Genomic DNA, 17,582 nt, shown 5'->3' with positions numbered 1-17,582 from the left:
CCCCGCAACTTACTGCAATTTTTGATCCTGAATTCCTAATTTATCAAGGGCTGCCTTGGCAGCAGCTTGCTCGGCAGCTTTTTTCGAGTGTCCCTCACCTGTCCCCAATGATTCCTGATTAATGACTACGACCACTTTGAACTGGCGATCATTATCCGGACCATCCTCATCTAGCAATTGATAGTCAATGGCTACCGGGCCGTTAATTTGAATAGCTTCTTGTAGTTCAGTTTTATGGTCGAAAAATTCGTCAAACCAGCCTTCATCCAGTTTCGGGAAAATTACTAGTTGACAGAAGTGCTGGACCGTGGCGAGACCTTGATCAAGATAGACTGCCCCAATAAATGATTCAAAAATATCACATAAAAGTGAGTCACGATTTCTGGCTCCGGCTTTTTCTTCACCTTTACCTAATCGAATATATTTTTCAAAATTACATTCGCGCGCAAAGCGACTAAAACTATGCCGGTTAACCATTGCTGCTCGCAACCGAGTCAATCGACCTTGAGGCATCTCCGGATACCGTTCAAAAATATAATCTGAAACTACCAGTTGGTAAACTGCATCACCTAGAAATTCTAATCGTTCATAAAACTTGAGTCCCTGATCGGGATGTTCATTCACATATGAAGCTTGGGTAAAGGCTTCATCTAATAATTTTTCATCATTAAATTTAATTCCATATTGTTGAGCCAACATATCATCAAATTCCTTTTGCACAACGCAACCTCTCCTTCATGCATATTTAATGCATAGTATAGCATTAAATTAAAAACCCCATCAGTTGCGATGGAGTTTTCTTTATTTTTTCTTTGGCTTAGTAGCAGTATTTGTAACAATTAATGTCACTAAATCATGGACCGTTTGAATCTTTTCAGCACTATCATTTGGAACTACGTCACCAAACTCATCTTCAATTTCAACGATAAACCGAGCTAAGTCGACAAAATCGGCTCCCAAATCCTGCCTAAATTTGGTGGTGCCTTGTACTTGATCTTTTTGAATATTAAAATCTAGACTAATTAAATTCGCCACTTTTGGAAAAACCTGTGCTTCGTCCATAATTGGCCTCCTATTTTTCTGTTGCCTGCTTTGTCACAGCACTTTTAAGTAGATATTCTTTAACCGCCTCAGTATACCCAGAGGAAGCAATCTCATAAGCATGATCTAAGCAATTTTTAAACATCTTAGCAGTACTGTTACCGTGACCCTTAATCACCGGTGATTGTAATCCTAACAGGACGGCACCGCCATAGCGCGTATAGTCCATTTTTTTGGCAATTGCTTGCAATGGTCGTTTTAGCAAGAGTGCTCCAAGTTTACCACGTAATCCACTAGTTTTAATACCTGTTTTAAGCATATTAATCACTGCCAAAGCACTGCCTTCGGTAGCTTTTAAGGCAACGTTTCCAGAAAAGCCATCGGTCACGACCACATCAGCCACCCCATTCAACAGGTACCGCGATTCAATATTTCCAATGAAATTAATTTCACCATTTTCACCCATCTGTACTAACATGTCATGCATTTTTTGATGAGCGATATCACCCTTGTCGGCCTCACTTCCATTATTAATCAAGCCAACCCGCGGATGTTTTACTTTGCGTACATTCTCAGCATAAAAGGTACCGAGTGTTGCATACTGACGAATATTATCTAACTTTGCATCAGCATTTGCACCAGCATCAATCATCGTAAATCCGATTTCATTATCGATCACTGGCATCGTAACGGTTAAACCAGGACGATCAATTCCCTTAATTCGTCCAATCATTAATAGCCCCACCACCATCAGTGCTCCAGTACTTCCAGCCGAAACAAGGGCATCCGCCGCGCCATTTTTCACTGCCAGCGCTGCTTGCACGATACTAGAATCGCGTTTGCCCTTTACAGCTCGAACCGGTTCGTCTTCCATGGTGATCATCTCTGTCGTCGGTTTGATTTTAATCCGAGTTGAATCCTTCAGTTGCGCTTGCAACTGCTGTTCGTCACCAAACAATAAAATTTCTAGGTCTTGGTGCTGATCGCGAGCCAGTTCGGCTCCTGCTACCATTGCCTCGGGGGCGTGATCGCCACCCATGGCATCAACAGCCAATCTAATCATAAAAAACTCCTTAATCAAATGCAGTATTGTTGTTTAAAGTTGAAAGTCGTGTAGCTAAATGCTGATTTTCAGGTTGGCGCGTCCATTGTTGATCATCTGTAATCTGTGCGGCAACGGTTTGGGCGACACTCAGAATTTTAACATCTGCAATCGGATCACCAACTTGAAAAGTTGGCAACCCTGATTGTTGTTTCCCTAAAAGATCCCCAGGACCCCTTAATTCTAAATCTTTTTGTGCAATAAAGAAACCGTCATTTGACGCACTAATAACATTCATACGTTCCGTTCCAACCTTGTTTTTAGGGTCAGCAATCAGAATGCAATACGACTGCTGACTTCCGCGTCCGACTCGTCCTCGAAGCTGATGGAGTTGCGCCAAACCAAAATGATCAGCATCAAAAATCACCATAACACTGGCATTGGAAACATCCACTCCAACTTCAATTACCGTTGTTGACACCAAAATTTGTAGCTGATTATTTTTAAAATCAGCCATCACCTGATTTTTTTCTGCATCTTTTAGCTGTCCGTGCAATAGTCCTACGCGATATTCATCTGCAAACGCCCGCTGAAAGGTTTCATATGTATCTTGGACGTTTCGCATGTCTACCGCTTCTGACTCAGCAATCAATGGCACAACTACATAGATTTGCTGATTTTGTTGCAGTTTCTTTTTAACAAATCGCAGCATGGAATCCAGTTGGTTGCTTCGAATCCAAGTCGTTTTAATGGGTTTCCGTCCCCCCGGGAGCTCGTCAATCACCGAAATATCCATTTCTCCATAAGCAGTAATCGACAGCGTCCGTGGAATCGGCGTAGCAGTCATCGATAAAACATTAGTTGCAGGTCCCTTTTCCCGCATCTCGCGACGCTGGTTTACACCAAATCGATGCTGTTCATCAATTACCGCTAAGCCAAGTTCATGATATTTGACGGTTGGTTGAAAGAGCGCGTGAGTCCCCACGATGACATTGATTTCACCACTCTTAATTCGTGGTAATAACTGATTGCGAGCAGTTCTAGCCGTATCACCAGTTAACAATGCTATTCTAACCGGCTGATTGGCAAACAATTGCGCCAAGCCATTCGCATGCTGCTCTGCTAAAATCTCAGTTGGAGCCAATAAGACCGCCTGTTTATGAGCCAGGACGGTTGCTAAAATCGCAATCGCTGCAACAATCGTCTTGCCACTTCCTACATCTCCTTGCAACAGACGGTTCATTGGAAATGGGCGGTGTAAGTCAGCAACAATTTCTGAGACCACACGCTGTTGCGCAGCTGTTAACTGGTACGGAAGCTGGTTTAAAAATGGTTGGAGGGTTAATTTATCAGTCATAATTTGGGCTTTAGGGGTTTGTTTTCGATGATGTTTTGCCGTTTGCAGTCGCATCTGAAACAGAAAAAATTCATCAAATTTAGCGGTTCTACGAGCAGTTTGGATTTCAATTTCATTTTTTGGAAAATGCAAGTACTTGATGACCGTCGCCAACGGTTCCAAACGATACTTTTCCCTAATTTTAGTCGGAACAAAGTCCACAATCACATTCCGATATTCAGAATATGTGGTCTGAATCAAATCTCGCAGTTGTTTTTGGGTGATTTGTCGATTCACCGGATAGATCCCTTGAAGACCTGTTTGCTGCTGTGGTTGAATGATTTTCATCCCCGTCATTGTCATGCGGGCAGTATTAATTTTCCCATAAACTAATACCTCAGCGCCTGGCTGTAACTGTTTTTTTAACCACGCTTGATTAAAAAAACTAACCGGAATGATATCTTTTCCAACTTGCAAACGAAATAATAACCGATTTCGTCGTTTTCCAAAATAATTAACCGTCGGAGAGTTCGCAATGGTACCTTTCAAAGTAACGGATTGCTGGTCATGTAGCTGGTGAAGATTTTGAATTTTAAAATCATCATATCGAAAGGGATAGTATGTTAATAAATCAAAAACGGTCATAATCCCCAAATCGCGCAAAGCCATGCTTCGTTTGGGTCCTACGCCCTTGAGAGCTGCAACTGGATCATCGATTGATTGCATTCCTTCACCCCCTGTCACTAAAAAAGCGGCTAATTCAAGGGAATTAGCCGCTTTTTTTAAATAAAACTAGCTGACTGGTTATTCCACTGCAACAATCAACGGATAAACTGGCTGGTCTCCTTGATGGATTTCAACTTCAAGCTCCGAATCCTGCTTCAGGGCAAATTCTTCAATCTGCTTAGCATCTTGTTCGCTAGCCCCTTGCCCGTAGATGATGGTTACATTCTCACTATCAGCATCCAACATCTTTTTAACTGTTTTAGTAGCGGCAACATCGAGCTCATCAGAGATAACTTGGATTTCACCATCAATAATGCCCATGTACTGACCTTTTTTGATATCAAAACCATTAATTTGCGTATCACGTACCGCTGCCGTCAATTGACCACTTTTGACCATCTCCAAAGAACTATCCATGTTTTTTTGGTTAGTAACTAAACTAGCCTCGGGATTAAGCGAAAACATGGCTGTCAGTCCTTGTGGAATCGTTTTAGTATGAACAACCTTCATTGGAATATCAGTTAACTTTTCCGCTTGTTCGGCTGCCAAAAAAATATTCTTATTGTTTGGTAATACCAATGCCTGTTTGGCATGTGATTGATTAACAGCTTTAACAATGTCCTCGGTGCTAGGATTCATAGTTTGTCCCCCGCTGATAATGGAGGTTACTCCCACACTGCGGAACAATTTTTCCATTCCTTGACCAGTTACAATTGCAATTATAGCTAGATCACGAGGTTGTTCACTTTTTTCAGGTTGTTGCTTTGGCTGATCAGTAGCATCCGTTTCCATAATCGTCGCTTGCTGATCTCTCATGTTATCAATCTTAATGTTTACAAGATCACCAAACTGCTGTCCCCAAGCTAAAACCTTCCCTGGTTGTTCAGTATGCACATGAACCTTTGCCACTTCATCATCATTAATTACCAATAAGGAATCCCCTAACGGTGCCAAATAATTATAGAAGATGTCATAATCAAATTTTTTATCAGCCGCCTTGCCCTTACCAAAACGTACTGTCATCTGCGTACAGTATCCATAAACAATGTCGGCAGGATTTAGTTGTCCCTGCGCACTTTCATGATGGTCTTGATTAACTAGTTGATCCATTTTATTAGATTCAACATTAAACTTAGCCCGAACATCATTAGAAGGCTGTCGCTGGTTAAGCACATCAGCAAACGCTTGTAGCACAAATACCAGACCCTGTCCGCCTGAATCTACCACTCCAACTTGCTTTAGCACTGGTAATAAATCTGGCGTTTTCTGTAGCGCTAAATCTGCTGCTTTCGCAATTTCATCAGCAACTTCGGAAAGATTATCAGTTTTCTCAGCAGTCCGCTGTCCCGCATTGGCGGCATATCGAATAACAGTTAAAATCGTCCCTTCCGTTGGCTTCATCACTGATTGATAGGCTGTTTTGGCGCCTGCCGTGATCGCTTCAGCAAAATCAACGGTTGAGAGCGTTGTCTTGTCAGCCACATCCTTGGAAAAACCGCGAAAAATCTGAGATAAAATAACACCAGAATTGCCACGAGCACCCATCAAGAGGCCCTTTGCTAATGCTTGAGCCTGTTCACCAATCTTTGTGGTAGAGGAAGCAGCGACGTACTTAGCTCCGCTTGCAAAGGATAAATTCATATTGGTTCCAGTATCACCGTCTGGCACTGGAAAAACATTTAGTGAGTTAATAAACTCCGCATTATTTTTTAGCACGACCGCTGCCGCTTGAACCATTTGGTCGAACTCTTTAGTAGTAATCTTAGTTACTGACACTATTATCTAATCTCCCTTTATAATTCAAGCACCATTAGTCGTTTAAAACTCGAACACCTTGAACAATCACGTTAACTGCATCAACAGTGATGCCCAGCATCGAATCCAAATTGTACTTAACTTTATCTTGAACCGTACGACAAACTTCAGAAATTTTGGTGCCATAACTGACAATGATATTAACATCAACTTGAATTTGGTCTTCAATTTGTCGTACAACAACGCCACGCGAATAGGCATCACGTCGCAAAATTTCATTCATATTATCTTTTAACTGGTTTTTGCTGGCCATGCCAACGACTCCATAATTATCAGTCGCGGCTCCACCAACGACGGTTGCAATTACATCATTATTGATGCTGATCAATCCGTACTGAGTGTTCATCTTTACAGTCATCACATGCAACTCCTTTATTATGCCTATAATTACGATACTCAATCTTAACATATTATAACCGATAAGCCAAAAAGTTCCCACTCCATAACTGTCAAGTAATATTGCTTGAAACAATCTTTGCATTTCAAGCAGAGCTGTGGTAAATTTACAATATAGCTTGATACGCTTTATTTCAGCAAGGGAGGGATTACATTGGCTAAAGATCATTTAACTGGCAAACGAACCCACTTTGGGAACCGACGCTCACACGCATTAAACGCATCGCGTCGGAGCTGGAAGCCCAATTTGCAAAAAGTCCGTATCTTAGTAGACGGCAAACCAAAGCGCGTTTGGTTGAGTGCTAGAACCTTACGTTCTGGAAAATTCAAACGAGTTTAATCTTAATAACATTAAAAAAGAATGGAACTGCATGATGCAGTTCCATTCTTTTTTTAATCACAACTTTGTAATACCAGCATGATTCCCCGATCAAAAGTAAAACTAGCCTGATTTGTTAAAAATTCATTTGACGAAAAAGACGTCGGATGTTTCACCGAAAAGCTATCCAACTGATATTTTTCATCTGGCAATGACAATACTAATGGTTCTAAGGCGACAAAATCCAGGTATTTCATTCCGGGGACTTTGGTAATTTGATGGGTGCCCGGCAGATAAAAACGTCCCCAATTTTGGCGGTCGATCAACTCCAAGCGATTTGCTAATGGTCGAATTGCTGGTTTATACACCATCAAAAGATTCGTTAGGAGCTGATCCAACCGCCCTCCAGAAAAGCCAAAAAGTCTAAATCGATCCGGTTGGTAGGTTTGAGCTGCAAACTGAAGAGCCAGTTCTGTATCAGTTTCATCTTTGATTGGTTCTGAGCGAAAAATTGTTTTGATTTGATTTTGCAACTGTTGAAATTCTGAGGCAGAGACCGAGTCAAAATCACCAACGGCGGCACGAGGCGAGATTCCCATCTTTAGTAGCGACAGGGCGCCCCGATCAATGCCAACAGCTACTCCCTGCTGAAACTGACTGGCGATATCTGTGGGCCAATTAGCTGCAGGCCCCCCACTTAATAAATTGACTATTTTCATTTCGAAACCTAGTGGTTAGTGGCTGATTTAAGTGCGGCAATTTTGGCAGCTGGCTTACTGGCATTGAATACATATGAACCAGCAACAGCAACGTCAGCTCCTGCGTCATAGGCAGGCTGAACCGTCTGATCATTAATTCCGCCATCAATCTCAATTTGATAATGGTAGGCATCATTTTCAGCTCGCAAACGATCTAATTCGGCTATTTTGGTAACCATCTCTGGCAAAAATTTTTGTCCCCCAAAACCTGGATTAACCGTCATCACCAAGACTTGATCAACTAAATAGAGGACTGGTTCAATCATACTGACCGGCGTCCCAGGATTTAGTACAACTTCGGCTTTAATTCCAGCGGCTTTAATTAATTGGAGCGCCCGATGAATATGTGGCGTCGCTTCGACATGTACACCAATCAAGTCCGCTCCAGCTTTTGCAAAAGTTTCAACATAGCGTTCGGGATTTTCAATCATTAAATGACAATCAAGTTCCATGTTTGTAATTGGGCGGATTGCACTAACCCAATTGGGACCATATGAAATCGCTGGAACAAACATTCCATCCATCACGTCAATATGCAGTACTTCTGCTCCCGCTTGATCAACTGTTTCAATTGATTGCTGTAAATTAATATAATCAGCACTTAAAATTGATGGGGCTACTTTAATCATGACTGACTCCCTTTCTTCCTGCGATATACCGGTTTTTGTTGTTGCAACGTTTGGTATTCTTGTACGTAATTTTTATACCGACTCTGTAAAATTGTACCATTTTTAACCCCTGCCTTAACAGCGCATTGTGGCTCATTTATGTGCTGGCACTCTCGATATTTACATTGGGGCGCAACTCTTACAAACTCTGGAAAATAATTTTTTAGTACTTTGACAGAAATATTCAAAGTATCAAATGAAGAAAATCCGGGTGTGTCAGCGATTAAACCATGATTAATCTTCTGCAAAGAAACTTTTCTAGTCGTATGCTTCCCTCGTCCTAAAACTTGGGATATTTCACCAGTAGCTAAGCGCAGGTCGGGCTCCAATTGGTTTAGCAGCGTTGATTTCCCCGCTCCAGTCTGACCCAAAACAACGGTTTGTTTTTTGGTTAATCGCGCCCGCAGCTGCGCTAAAACATCGTCTGCATCAGCTAAAAAAACTGGATAACCAATCAGCGTCTGATACTGGTTAATTTTAGTGAGAAAGTGCGCCCGGGTTTCAGGAGCTACCAAATCAAGCTTTGAAAAAAAGAGCAGTGGTGAAATGTGTTCTTTTTCAAGTGCAACTAACTCTTTATCCAATAAAATATCGGAAAATTCTGGTTCAACAATGGAAGTCACGACAATTGCCTGATCAGTATTTGCAATTGGAGGACGAACTAATTCATTTCTACGAGGAAGTATCGATCGAATATAGCCGTCTTTTTCACCATTTGAACTAAACTCAACCAGATCCCCAACGAGTGGTTTCACGTCACGCTTGCGAAAATTACCACGGGCTCTAGTTCGATATAACTTATCCCCTACCAACACATCATAAAAACCACTTAATGATTGCTGAATTTTACCAGTTTTAACTTCATTCATGAGTTTTCCTTCTTAATCGCGCCACAAAAAATCCATCTGAACCAAAGTCATCCGGATAAATGCTCAGCGCGGCTTGGTCACGATCCGGTAGCAAATTAAAAGTCGTAGGCACCCGTTCCTCATAGAAATTTGGATGTTGCTCTAGAAACTGAGCAATAATTTCCTGATTTTCTTGTTTAAAAATTGTACAGGTGCTATAGATTAGAATGCCGCCAGGTTGTAAAAACTGACTAGCACTCGCTAAAATTTGTTGTTGCACTTGCGCTAACTTTGTAACATCGGCAGGGTGCTTTGCATATCTTATTTCTGGTTTACGGCGTAATAAACCTAATCCAGAACAAGGTGCATCAACCAAAATCCTTTGAAAGGTTTTGTCACCTAATAACGAGGACAACTGGCGTGCGTCAGCAGTAGCAACCTCGACCTGATTATCCACTCCAAGTCGATTGGCATTTTGTTTGATTTTTTGTAATTTTTTAGCATGCAGGTCCAAGGCCAGCACCCGTCCCGTTGTTAGCGATTCAGCAATCTGGGTCGTTTTCCCACCCGGAGCGGCACAGGTATCTAAAACATTATCATCCGTTCTAACGGCAAGTGCTTGTACCGGTAACATCGCACTCTCATCTTGAATCGTATACGCTCCGCTGCTAAATAAATCGGTCTTAACTGCTGCTTGGTTACTAACCACTAGGGCATGATCAGCGACTCGACTCGGTGCTACCTGAAAGCCTCTCTTCTCAAGCTCAGTTGTAACTTGCTCCATGGAACTAACTTTAGAATTAACGCGGATACTTTGTCGCGCCGGCTGATTGATAACTGCTAAAATACGCTTCGTTTTAGTTATCCCCACTTCTGCCACTAGCCGTTTAATAATCCACTCAGGAACACTGGCCGTTATCGACAGATACGTAACTGAGTCCTGCGTAGCTTTGATTGGCGGCACCCCGGTCCGCTGAACGTGATGTAAAACACCTGTAACTAAGCGACGAATCCCATCATGACCACGTTGTTTTGCAATTTTAATCGACTCGTCGAAGATCGCTCGATTCGGAACTTTATCCAGGTACGTCATCTGATACAGGGCGGTTGCCAACAACTCCCGAACCCAGGTTGGAAGTTCGCTCGGACGCGCAACAAGTTGATTAATGTAATAATCTAGTGTTAGCTGGTGTTGTAAAACGCCATACACAATTCTCGTATATAGTCGAACATCTTTGTCACTAAGTTCTGATTCTTTAATAACATGGTCAACCTGAACGTTTGAATAGGCTCCTTGAACCACTCGTTCCAGGGTCGTGACCGCTAAGAAACGAGGATTTTTTTGATTATTTGTCAAGCAATTCTCCTCCCGACACCAACTCTTGATGCCCATTCAGATAAGCACTAATATCTTGTTGTGGTTTCCCAGCTGGTTGTACTGTTTTCAAACTCAAAATGGTTCCCTGCCCCGCAGCTACACAAAGCGCATGCTTACTACGACTGACAATGGTTCCTGGTGTTGCCGTGGTTTTTTCTTGCAACGGAACTGCCTGCCAGATCTTCAACCGTTGTCCCTTTACGAGCAGATAAGCTCCTGGATGTGGTCGTAAAGCCCGAATTTTTCGATCTACCACCATCGCTGGTTGCGTCAAATCAAGTTGTTCATCTTCTCGTTTTAACGTCGGAGCTAGAACTACTTGGCTTTCATCTTGAGCAACTGGAGTAATCGTCTGATTAATTAATTTGGGAAGCGTCGCTAGTAACAAATCGCACCCGACCTGACTTAGTTTCTGAAACAAAGTCCCCGTATCATCATTTTGTGTAATCGGGATACTAGCTTGAGCTAGCATCTCACCAGCATCCATTGCTTTCACCATGTACATAATCGTAATCCCTGTCTCAGCATCACCATTAAGTAACGCATATTGAACCGGAGCTCCCCCACGGTATTTTGGCAACAGAGAGCCGTGGACATTGATGGCTCCGATACGAGCAGCTTGAAGTAATTTTTCTGGTAAAAACTGCCCATAGGCTGCCGTGATAATAAAATCTGGCTGCCAAGCAATTATCTGATCCATTGCGGAACTTTGCGTTAACTTTTCTGGTTGTAAAACCGGCAACCCAAGCTTTTCTGCTGCCTGTTTAACTGGAGAAGCAGCTAGTTGTCTTTTTCTTCCAACGGGTCGATCTGGTTGCGTTACTACCCCCAAGATCTGATACTGGTCGGCCAGCGCCTGTAAAATTGGAACACTAAAGCTTGGGGTTCCCATAAAAACAATTCGTTTCGCCATGTTACCTCCTACATAAAACTAATTGGATCCGGATCAATTGCAATCTGAACACCAGTACGACTAATTTGTTGCGCATGTTGCTGGATGTGTTCCAAACTAGCATGCAACTTGGGATCCTGTTTGTATTTAATAATTAACTGATAGTAATACCGCTTGTTAATTCGAGCAATTGGACGAGGGGTCGGTCCTAGTAAGATAGTGGTTTTAGCAAGCTGTGCTTGCAATTCTTCTTGGAGTTGAAATGCTAATTGAGCGGCTTCCCGAGCCTGAGGTGCGTTAACTGTCAATTTAACTGTGAAGTAATAGGGCGGATAACCAGACAAATGTCGTAATCGCATTTCGTGACGAAAAAAACTCTCATAGTCATGTTGTTGTGCATACCGAATCGCATAGTGATCTGGATTATAGGTTTGAATAATAACTTGTCCCGGTTTTTCGGCTCGTCCAGCTCGTCCAGCGACCTGGGTCAGCAACTCAAACGTCCGCTCACTCGCTCGAAAATCAGGTAACTCTAATCCTGTATCAGCATTTAAAACTCCCACTAACGTCACGTTGGGAAAATCCAATCCCTTAGCAATCATCTGCGTGCCTAATAAAATGTCTGTTTGCTGCTGACCAAATTTTCGTAGGATTTCCGCCAAGGAACCCTTCTTTTTAGTCGTATCGACATCCATCCGAGCTATTCGTGCTTGAGGGACAAGTGTTGCTAACTGCTGAACTGCTTTTTCAGTCCCGGTTCCAAAATAACGAATCTGGTGACTATGGCAGTTCGGACAAGTCTTAGGAATCTGAGTTTCATATCCACAGTAATGACACTTCATGGTTTTAGTGTCTAAGTGCATGGTTAGCGAAATATCGCAGTTGGGACATTGCAAAACATACCCACAATCCCGACACAGCATGAACGACGAAAATCCCCGTCGATTCAATAACAACACAATTTGCTCGTGGCTGGCAAGCTTTTCTTTAATGGCTGTTAGCAACGGTTCTGAAAACAACTCAGTTGGAGCTGCTGCTTGTTTCGTCATATCAACAACCTGAGTCTGTGGTAATTTTTGTTGATTAATTCTAGTTGGCAACCGTAATAATTGGTAGCGCCCCTTTTCAGCGCGTGCTCGTGATTCTAACGACGGGGTTGCACTACCTAAAACTACGGGACAATGATGATACCGTGCCCGCCAAAAAGCTACCGAGCGAGTTTGGTAGCGAGGATTATCTTCTTGTTTATAGCTAGCATCATGTTCTTCATCTAAAATAATAATCCCTAGTCGTTGTAAGGGGGCAAAAACAGCGGAACGGGCTCCCACAACTACCTGTGCTGCTCCATTACGGATCCTTCGCCATTCATCGTACTTTTCACCATTAGCTAATCCGCTATGAATAATTGCGACCTGCGTCCCAAACCGCTGTTTGACGCGCCGCACCATCTGTGGTGTTAATGCAATCTCTGGAACTAGCATCAAGGCCTGTTTTCCTAACTCCAGCGCTCGTTGGATGGTCTGCAAATATACTTCTGTTTTTCCAGAACCAGTTACCCCTTCTAGTAAAAACGGACGACTTACTTCAGCTGTAATCGCTGCTTGAATTGCGGTCACTGCTCGTTGCTGATCACTCGTCAACTTTTTAGCCGCATCTCGGACGTATTGCTGAAGTTCAGGAGCCCGACGCTGCTCAACCATCATTTTTTTTAACCAGCCCCGTTTAACAAAGCTTTGCACCGCACTCCGAGATAATCCAGCTGTTTGTACCAAGTTTTGCTGCACAAACCTTGTTTGTTGATGTTGTTTCAAGTAAGCTAACAGCTTTTGCTGTTCCGTAGCGTTAGCTCGCAACTGCGATGCTACTGTTGTAAAATCAGTAATTTGGTTTTCCAAAACCGTAATGAGTTTGGCACGGGCCTGGTTATGAACATGATACTTAATCGTAAGTGCACCTTGTTGTCGTAATTTTTGAATTTTTCTCCGTTCTGCTGGCGAAAAATCCACTTTAGTTAGTTCGACTGGAACTTGCAGTGGTAATTTCGACCGCAGTTTTTCATCAGTTAACACCTGATTAGCTGTCGCAATGGTCTGATATTTGGCTTTCATTACATTGGGGAGCATCGTTAAAAGGCAGCTAATTTGAAATGAAAAGGTCGTTTTTGCCATCCAGTTAGCTAGTTTTAATAATTCTGGCGTCAACACCGGTTCTTCGTCTAAGTAGCCACTGACCATTTTCAAAGCAGGTTGAGCCGTGCTGGTCACTTCAACCTTGATAATAAACCCCTCTACCAGCCGGTCTCCCTTTCCAAATGGTACTACCACCCGCATTCCTGGGGCTGCATGGTCACACAAATCAGCTGGCAACAAGTATGAATATGGCGTATTAGTTTGTAGGGTTGGAACATCTACAATCACCTCAGCAACCTTCATCAGCAACCTCCTTGTGATTAATCGTCAAATAATTTAACGGCGACTTCTAGTAATTTTTGGGCTACTTGCAATTTTGACTCAATCGGGGTCGTTACTTCTAGACCAGCCGCTGTCAGGATCGTGACCTGATTTTTATCACTATCAAAACCGATCTCTGGATTTGATACGTCATTTATAGCAATCAAATCTAAATGTTTTTGTTGTAATTCACGCCGACCGGCAGCAATCACATCGTCGGTTTCAGCTGCAAATCCGCAAACCAATTGATCAGGTCGTTTTTTGCGTGCTACTTGTTCTAAAATATCCGGTGTGTGAACTAGCGTTACTGCTAATTGATCATGCTGCCGTCGTTTGATTTTCTTTGTGGCTGGTTGCAGAGGTTTAAAGTCGCTAACTGCTGCCGCCATCACCAATAAATTAGCAGTTGCAAAATGTTGCTGCACCGCTGTAGCTAATTGCTCCGTCGTCGTTACAGGAACCACCTTAACTCCTGCGGGGGCAGCTAACTGCGTATTCGCGGCAATCAGCGTCACCTGCGCCCCACGTTCACGTGCCGCAGCGGCTACTGCAAATCCCATCTTTCCAGAGGATCGGTTTGAAATAAACCGAATTGGATCTAAGGGCTCCCGAGTTGCTCCAGCTGTAACTACTAAGTTTAATTTTTTCCAATCGGTTAGTTGCTTCGTTTCGACAAGTTTGGCTGCGATTACAGTCATGATTGCCTTTTGGTCACTCATGCGACCTGGCGCGGCATAGCCCTCTGCCAACATCCCTGTTACGGGGCCAACCATATCAACCTGCTGATTTTTCAATGTTGCTACATTGGCTTGGGTCGCTGCATTCTGCCACATCACATCATTCATCGCTGGTACCATGAGTTTTAATCCGGTCGTTGCTAACCACGTCGTCAGTGCAAAATTATCAGCAATACCATGCGCTGCTTTAGCGATAAAATCAGCAGAAGCAGGTACTACTACCGCTAAATCAGCCCATTGGGCTAACTCAACATGTTCAATCCCTGAAGTAGCCCGAAAGTAGTCATCATCGTCATAGACAGCGGCCGGCGCCACTGCTTGAAATAGTTCTTTGGTAACAAAGCGTTCTGCAAAGGGGGTCAGCACTACCCGCACCGTTGCTCCTGCTGCTTGCAAACGGCGTAGTAAACTAATTGCTTTGTAACTGGCGACACTGCCAGTAACGTATAACACAATTTTTTTCCCGTGCATTCACATTTCCCCCTCTTAACCTGCTTAATTATAACGTATCAATCTGCATAATATTAAAAAAGGCCATTACACAGTCAAAAGCTGCGTACTGACCATCAATTTCTTAAATGTTAACGCAAGTTAGCCTCAATTTTGAGTACTCCTGCTGCAATTTCTTCTAAAGCTTTGCCGACTGATTTACTGTTTTTGTACTGAGCCAGCAATGGAGCTGCTCCCTGATCTAACTCTTCTGCTCGCTTACTAGCCAACATCACCAGGGAGTAACGGGAATCAACAATTTTTAATAATTCATCAATCGATGGATATAGCATTAAATCTCATCTCCTAAACTAGTTAAATAATCAGGCATAACCCGATTAACTTTTAAACGTTCACTTTTAACGATGTTTTTAATTTCTGCAACTGCATTACTAATTTTATCATTAACAACCGCATAATCATAATTTTGCATCATTCGGATTTCCTTTGAAGCAGTTTGAATCCGCTTATTAATAACCGTCAGGTCATCGGTTCCCCGGTGCAGCAATCGACTCCGCAATTCCTTAATATCTGGAGGAGTTAAAAAGATATAGACTCCGTCAGGACAGTTTGCTCGGACCTGTAAAGCCCCATTGACTTCAATTTCCAAGAAAACATCATGCCCCGCATCTAACTGCTGGTTCACATATTTTAATGGGGTGCCATAGTAATTGTCAACGTACTTCGCATACTCTAACATTTCCCCATTTTTAATGTGCTCTTCAAACGCTTGCTTACTAACAAAATAATAATCGACTCCATTTTGTTCTCCAGAACGAGGCGTTCTAGTGGTCATGGAGATTGAATAATTAAAATCAACCTGTGGATCTTCAAATAAAGCCTTACGAACGGTTCCCTTTCCCACGCCCGATGGACCAGAAAGTACGATCAACATCCCTCGTTTTGCCAATAGCTTGCTCCTTTATTTTTGCTAATTAATGCTTATTATCCCGCTTTTTAAAAACGGCTGCAACTCAAATTAAAGTGCTTTTTTGGCTTGATCAGCTAAATTTAGTAATTCTTGGGCGTGCTCGAGGGTAAGCTTGGTAACCGTTGTTCCCGCCAACATCCGAGCCAACTCCTGCACCCGCTCTTGACCCGTCAATCCCTGAATCGTTGTTTCTGTGCGATTATGGTGATCAACGTGCTTAGCAATGTAATATTGATGATCCGCCATCGCTGCCACTTGAGGTAAATGGGTGATACAGAGAGCCTGTGATTGCTGGCTAATGCGGTGAATTTTATCCGCAATCGCTTGAGCAACTCGCCCAGAAACCCCCGTATCAACTTCATCAAAAATAATTGAAGTCACACCCTGAATTTTAGAGAAAATGGTTTTTAAAGCCAGCATGATACGAGATAGCTCGCCCCCGGATGCAATCTTATTTAGAGGTAACTTTGCTTCACCAGGATTAGTCCGTAAATAAAATTCAATTTGGTCCGCACCTCGCTCATTTAATTGTCCTTGAGCAAGCGAGTGTTGTACCACCGAGAATTCTGTTTTTTCCATATACAGATCCCTTAATTGATGGTGCACAGCTGCTTCTAATTGCCGTGCTCCTTGGGCCCGCAACTTAGTCAATTGCTGTGCTTGGTTAACTAAATCCTGGCGTTTTTTTGCTACCAACTGCTCGAGATCTTGATCAGAACTCGCACTAGATTGCATATCAGCCAACTCACCAGTTATTTTAGTGTGATAATCCAAAATCTGTTGAACGGAGTCCCCATATTTATGTTTCAATTCAAAAATAATGTTTAGACGGGCTTCAACCACATTTAGACGTTCCGGATCGTATTCTAGAGAATCTAACTGATTCGAAAGCTCGCTCTCCGCATCTTGTAACATATAATAGGCTCCCTGAATATTTTCAGAAATCTTTTTGAAAGCTGGATCCAGCGTTTCAATGTTACTAACGGCACTAACAGCATTTCCAATCATATCTAACGGAGCAAAATTATCATCGCCTTCCAAATCAGCGAGCCCTTGGCTAAGATTCTCGTTGATTGTTTGAAAGTTAGTCAACCGCTCTCGTTCAGCTAGTAACTCGGTTTCCTCGTGTTCATGTAAATCTGCCTGTTCAATTTCGTGGGCTTGATATTTGAGCATGTCTAAGCGCTGAGCCCACTCTTTTTCATTCGCCTGCTTGTGCTGCTGCTGGCGTCGTAACTTAAGATACTGCTGGTATTGTTGCTGGTACTTTGTTAACAGTGGCTTCAGCTGTGAGCCTAGATATTCATCTAACAAAGGCAAGTGCTGTTCGCTGTGCATCAAGGCTTGGTGTTCATTTTGTCCATAAATATCAACTAAAGTTTCCCCAACCTGTTTTAACGTATTGGTATTAACCAGCATCCCATTAATACGACAAATATTGCGACCATTTCGATATAATTCCCGCTGTAAAATCACACTGTCATCATCGTGATTGATCCCAAACTGATCAAGTTTTTGTGCAGTTAAGCCCGCTGAATCAACCTGAAAAAGTCCCTGTAGGATGGCTTTGTTGGCTCCGGTTCGAATAAAATGTTGTGATCCACGACCACCGGCTAAGAGTCCCACCGCATCGATGATAATGGATTTTCCGGCTCCCGTTTCCCCCGTTAAAACCGTCATCCCAGTGCTGAAATCAACGTGTAATTTTTCGATAATTGCGAAATCAGTAATTGAAATTTCCTGTAACAAATCATCA

The 17,582-nt window shown here is 42.7% G+C and carries 17 protein-coding genes; 1 reads left to right on the top strand and 16 read right to left on the bottom strand.

Going from position 1 to position 17,582, the window contains the following annotated elements:
• Positions 1-9: 9 nt before the first annotated feature.
• From rnc to B808_RS04840, 6 genes are all read right to left on the bottom strand, one after another.
• Positions 10-720, bottom strand: coding sequence for a ribonuclease III (gene rnc, locus B808_RS04865; protein ID WP_009166631.1), 711 nt, complete (start codon positions 718-720; stop codon positions 10-12).
• A gap of 81 nt (positions 721-801) precedes the next feature.
• The gene (locus B808_RS04860; protein ID WP_009166630.1) at positions 802-1,062 is read right to left on the bottom strand and encodes an acyl carrier protein; all 261 of its coding nucleotides are present in this window, start codon (positions 1,060-1,062) and stop codon (positions 802-804) included.
• 10 nt (positions 1,063-1,072) lie between these two features.
• Positions 1,073-2,104 carry a phosphate acyltransferase PlsX gene (gene plsX, locus B808_RS04855; protein WP_035422254.1) on the bottom strand — a complete coding sequence of 344 codons (1,032 nt, stop codon included), beginning with the start codon at positions 2,102-2,104 and terminating at the stop codon, positions 1,073-1,075.
• 10 nt (positions 2,105-2,114) lie between these two features.
• Positions 2,115-4,145, bottom strand: coding sequence for an ATP-dependent DNA helicase RecG (gene recG / locus B808_RS04850; RefSeq protein ID WP_035422251.1), 2,031 nt, complete (start codon positions 4,143-4,145; stop codon positions 2,115-2,117).
• Positions 4,146-4,223: 78 nt separating this feature from the next.
• Positions 4,224-5,921 (bottom strand): DAK2 domain-containing protein, encoded by a 1,698-nt coding sequence (locus tag B808_RS04845; protein WP_035422250.1) that lies wholly within the window; start codon positions 5,919-5,921, stop codon positions 4,224-4,226.
• A 34-nt stretch (positions 5,922-5,955) separates the two neighbouring features.
• A complete protein-coding gene (locus B808_RS04840) occupies positions 5,956-6,318 on the bottom strand; it encodes an Asp23/Gls24 family envelope stress response protein (protein WP_009166626.1) in 363 nt (120 codons plus the stop codon).
• Between the two features lie 192 nt (positions 6,319-6,510).
• Between B808_RS04840 and rpmB the strand changes: the two genes are divergently transcribed.
• On the top strand, positions 6,511-6,696 hold the full coding sequence (rpmB, locus tag B808_RS04835; RefSeq protein ID WP_009166625.1) for a 50S ribosomal protein L28: 186 nt from the start codon (positions 6,511-6,513) through the stop codon (positions 6,694-6,696).
• 53 nt (positions 6,697-6,749) lie between these two features.
• Here the strand turns inward: rpmB and B808_RS04830 are convergent, their stop codons facing one another.
• The 10 genes from B808_RS04830 to recN all read right to left on the bottom strand — a co-directional run bounded on the left by B808_RS04830 (position 6,750) and on the right by recN (position 17,575).
• Entirely contained in the window at positions 6,750-7,394 is a 645-nt protein-coding gene (locus B808_RS04830) for a thiamine diphosphokinase (RefSeq protein ID WP_035422248.1), read from the bottom strand.
• An 8-nt stretch (positions 7,395-7,402) separates the two neighbouring features.
• The gene (gene rpe / locus B808_RS04825) at positions 7,403-8,062 is read right to left on the bottom strand and encodes a ribulose-phosphate 3-epimerase (RefSeq protein ID WP_035422245.1); all 660 of its coding nucleotides are present in this window, start codon (positions 8,060-8,062) and stop codon (positions 7,403-7,405) included.
• Entirely contained in the window at positions 8,059-8,970 is a 912-nt protein-coding gene (gene rsgA, locus B808_RS04820) for a ribosome small subunit-dependent GTPase A (protein ID WP_035422242.1), read from the bottom strand. The genes rpe and rsgA overlap by 4 nt, the downstream gene beginning before the upstream one ends.
• Positions 8,963-10,306 (bottom strand): 16S rRNA (cytosine(967)-C(5))-methyltransferase RsmB, encoded by a 1,344-nt coding sequence (rsmB, locus tag B808_RS04815; protein ID WP_035422240.1) that lies wholly within the window; start codon positions 10,304-10,306, stop codon positions 8,963-8,965. The genes rsgA and rsmB overlap by 8 nt, the downstream gene beginning before the upstream one ends.
• Positions 10,296-11,240, bottom strand: coding sequence for a methionyl-tRNA formyltransferase (gene fmt / locus B808_RS04810; protein WP_035422237.1), 945 nt, complete (start codon positions 11,238-11,240; stop codon positions 10,296-10,298). The genes rsmB and fmt overlap by 11 nt, the downstream gene beginning before the upstream one ends.
• An 8-nt stretch (positions 11,241-11,248) precedes the next feature.
• On the bottom strand, positions 11,249-13,654 hold the full coding sequence (gene priA, locus B808_RS04805; protein WP_035422284.1) for a primosomal protein N': 2,406 nt from the start codon (positions 13,652-13,654) through the stop codon (positions 11,249-11,251).
• Between the two features lie 14 nt (positions 13,655-13,668).
• Entirely contained in the window at positions 13,669-14,877 is a 1,209-nt protein-coding gene (gene coaBC / locus B808_RS04800) for a bifunctional phosphopantothenoylcysteine decarboxylase/phosphopantothenate--cysteine ligase CoaBC (protein WP_035422234.1), read from the bottom strand.
• A 110-nt stretch (positions 14,878-14,987) separates the two neighbouring features.
• Positions 14,988-15,188, bottom strand: a complete 201-nt coding sequence (gene rpoZ / locus B808_RS04795; protein WP_009166797.1) for a DNA-directed RNA polymerase subunit omega — start codon at positions 15,186-15,188, stop codon at positions 14,988-14,990.
• The gene (gene gmk / locus B808_RS04790) at positions 15,188-15,805 is read right to left on the bottom strand and encodes a guanylate kinase (protein WP_009166796.1); all 618 of its coding nucleotides are present in this window, start codon (positions 15,803-15,805) and stop codon (positions 15,188-15,190) included. The genes rpoZ and gmk overlap by 1 nt, the downstream gene beginning before the upstream one ends.
• 69 nt (positions 15,806-15,874) lie before the next feature.
• Positions 15,875-17,575, bottom strand: coding sequence for a DNA repair protein RecN (recN, locus tag B808_RS04785; protein WP_009166795.1), 1,701 nt, complete (start codon positions 17,573-17,575; stop codon positions 15,875-15,877).
• Positions 17,576-17,582 lie beyond the last annotated feature (7 nt).

Source organism: Fructilactobacillus florum 8D (assembly GCF_000512295.1).
Lineage (GTDB): Bacteria > Bacillota > Bacilli > Lactobacillales > Lactobacillaceae > Fructilactobacillus > Fructilactobacillus florum.
Note: the sequence above shows the minus strand (reverse complement) of the source record. Positions and strands in the feature narration are given on the sequence as shown.

What these genes read in the sequence shown, in the direction of transcription:
- B808_RS04860 (WP_009166630.1), bottom strand. Translation starts at nt 1,062, where the DNA reads ATGGACGAAGCACAGGTTTTTCCAAAAGTGGCGAATTTAATTAGTCTA.
- plsX (WP_035422254.1), bottom strand. Translation starts at nt 2,104, where the DNA reads ATGATTAGATTGGCTGTTGATGCCATGGGTGGCGATCACGCCCCCGAG.
- recG (WP_035422251.1), bottom strand. Translation starts at nt 4,145, where the DNA reads ATGCAATCAATCGATGATCCAGTTGCAGCTCTCAAGGGCGTAGGACCC.
- B808_RS04840 (WP_009166626.1), bottom strand. Translation starts at nt 6,318, where the DNA reads ATGACTGTAAAGATGAACACTCAGTACGGATTGATCAGCATCAATAAT.
- B808_RS04830 (WP_035422248.1), bottom strand. Translation starts at nt 7,394, where the DNA reads ATGAAAATAGTCAATTTATTAAGTGGGGGGCCTGCAGCTAATTGGCCC.
- rpe (WP_035422245.1), bottom strand. Translation starts at nt 8,062, where the DNA reads ATGATTAAAGTAGCCCCATCAATTTTAAGTGCTGATTATATTAATTTA.
- rsgA (WP_035422242.1), bottom strand. Translation starts at nt 8,970, where the DNA reads ATGAATGAAGTTAAAACTGGTAAAATTCAGCAATCATTAAGTGGTTTT.
- fmt (WP_035422237.1), bottom strand. Translation starts at nt 11,240, where the DNA reads ATGGCGAAACGAATTGTTTTTATGGGAACCCCAAGCTTTAGTGTTCCA.
- coaBC (WP_035422234.1), bottom strand. Translation starts at nt 14,877, where the DNA reads ATGCACGGGAAAAAAATTGTGTTATACGTTACTGGCAGTGTCGCCAGT.
- rpoZ (WP_009166797.1), bottom strand. Translation starts at nt 15,188, where the DNA reads ATGCTATATCCATCGATTGATGAATTATTAAAAATTGTTGATTCCCGT.